The organism is Microbacterium sp. Bi128 (genome assembly GCF_918698205.1).
Map to the genome: position 1 here is coordinate 1 of NZ_CAKKMM010000720.1, position 2,560 is coordinate 2,560.

Here is a 2,560-nt window from a genome sequence, read left to right on the forward strand (position 1 = left end):
GCGGAACGCTGCCCGGGGCACCGGCGAGCGGGTCACCCTGACCAAATCCCATTGGGCGCTGAAAGTGCCGGAATCCGCCCACTGACGGCCCCAAATCCGCCGTCCGAGAGGCCGCTTTACCCGCGGAATCAGACCCGCACAGCTCCATTGGCTGCCGAAAACCAGAAAGAATCCCATGATGAACCCCTCTGCTGCACTGTCCGCCCTACCCGAGGTGGTCGTTGTCGGCGAAGCACTTGTCGATGTGGTCCACACGGGGAACGGCGTCACCGAGCACCCGGGGGGCTCCCCCGCCAACGTGGCCTACCGACTCGCCCGTCTCGATGTTTCAGCGTCCCATCCGTGGCAACCGTTGTCGCGGACACCATCGGGGCAGGAGATGCCTACATGGCGACCCTCATCCTGGGGCTTCTGACCAGAGGACGCGAGGGCCTGGCTCCGCCCGTTCTCGAACAGATCGCCCGCATGGCATCCATGGCAGCCGCCATTACGGTGGGCCGTCCAGGGGCGGACCTGCCCTCCTTGGCAGAAATGCGGGCCCCGGTCAGCTGACCACCACTTTCCGTCTCCAACACCGCGGCCAATCTGACGATCACGTCAGATCCTGGCCCTTTCCTTGCCCCATCCCGAAATTGAAACGAGTGCACCTCCCATGACGGCTGTGACCACCACACACCCGGAAGCCTTCCGGCCCGCCCTGCATTACACGGCCCGAAACACCTGGCTCAATGATCCCAACGGACTGATCTACCATCAGGGCCTCTACCACCTCTACTACCAAAACAACCCCTTCGGAAACACCTGGGGAAACATGTCCTGGGGCCACGCCACGTCGGAGAACCTCACCGACTGGACCGAACAGCCTGTCGCGATTGCCTGCGACGAGCAGGAGGACATCTTCTCCGGCAGCATCGTGTTCGACAGCCAAAACTGCAGCGGGTTCGGCACCGAATCGGCGCCCCCGCTGGTGGCCATTTACACCAGCGCCTACAAGGAAGCCTCGCCGCTGCACGGCGTCCAGGCCCAGTCGCTGGCCTACAGTCTGGATGGCGGCTTCACCTGGAAAAAATACGCGGGCAATCCCGTGCTCAGTCGCAACTCGGCCAACTTCCGTGACCCCAAGGTTTTTCGCTAGGACGGAGGGGCCGGCTCCTGCTGGGTGATGGCGGCCGTCGAAGCCCACGACTACAAAGTAGTCCTCCACAAGTCCGATGACCTGAAAACCTGGGAACACCTTAGCGATTTCGGCCCCGTCAACGCCACAGGCGGAATCTGGGAATGCCCGGACTTGTTTGCTTTGCCGGTGGACGGCAATCCACTGGAGATGAAATGGGTTCTGACGGTGAATCTGAATCCCGGCGGCCCGAACGGCGGTTCAGCCGGGCAATACTTCACAGGAGACTTCGACGGCGTCCAATTCACCTCCGACTCCATCATCACCAGCGGGGAGCAGGACCCCGACCGCCTTCAGGAGTACAACTGGCTGGACTGGGGACGGGACTATTATGCCGCCGTCTCCTTCAGTGACGCCCCCGACGGCAGGCGGATCATGATCGGCTGGATGAACAACTGGGACTATGCCAATCAGATCCCGACTTCACCCTGGCGGAGCCCCATGTCTCTGCCCCGGGAACTCTCCCTGGCCACAGTTGGCGGCCGCACCAGATTAGTCCAGAACGTCGTAGAGGAAGCCGTATGCAGCGATCAGGAGCCGGCTGTTCAGGACGGCCCCGTCCATCTGGCCGGGGAAACACGCCCGATCCCAGCCGCCACGGGCACGGTTCAGCTCATTGAAGCCGAGTTCACGGCCGGGACGGCCGAAGAATTCGGCCTCGTCGTTCGCGGGAGCGGCACGGAAGGAACCCGAATCGGCATCAACCCCGCCCAGGGCCGCCTCATCCTCGACCGGACGGCCTCTGGTGACACCGGCTTCCACGGTGGATTCGCCTCCGTCGACACCGCCCCCATCAGCGCCCGGGACGGCCGATACAGCCTGAAGATCTACGTCGACCACTGCTCCGTCGAGGTCTTCGCCCAACACGGCGAACTGGTGCTTACGGACCTGATCTTCCCGGACGAAACAAGCACCCGAGTTTCCATCTACGCCCACGGCGGCTCCGCCACATTCGAGAGCCTGAGGATCACGCCCCTGGTATAGGCCGGCGTCCCACACGACGCAGCCGCACACTGCAATACGGCCGCAGCAAACCAGATATGAAAGGCACCAGCATGGAATACCGCAAACTTGGTTCATCCGGGATGTACATCAGCGAACTGGCCTACGGAAACTGGGTCACCCACGGTGAGCAGATCGACCAGGACGCCGCCACGGCCTGCGTCCGGCAGGCCCTGGATCTGGGCATCACCACTTTCGACACCGCCGACGCCTACGCGGGCACCCGGGCAGAAAACACGCTCGGTGAAGCGCTAGCCGGTGTGCGGCGCGAAAGCGTCGAGATCTTCACCAAGGTCTACTTCCCCACCGGCGAGGGCCGGAACGACCGCGGGCTGTCCCGCAAGCACATCATGGAATCCATCAACGGCTCCCTGAAGCGGCTGC

Annotated in this window: 1 protein-coding gene and 2 pseudogenes; all 3 read left to right on the plus strand. The window is 63.2% G+C overall.

Annotation, left to right across the window (positions count from 1 at the left end; all coding sequences use genetic code 11):
- Positions 1 to 330 precede the first annotated feature (330 nt).
- Positions 331 to 552: pseudogene (locus tag LQV45_RS25335) on the plus strand (PfkB family carbohydrate kinase); the annotation flags it as partial.
- A gap of 100 nt (positions 553 to 652) precedes the next feature.
- A pseudogene (locus tag LQV45_RS25340) lies at positions 653 to 2,158 on the plus strand (glycoside hydrolase family 32 protein).
- A 71-nt stretch (positions 2,159 to 2,229) separates the two neighbouring features.
- Positions 2,230 to 2,560 (plus strand): aldo/keto reductase (locus LQV45_RS25345; RefSeq protein WP_230009385.1); only part of this gene is annotated, 331 nt, incomplete at its 3' end.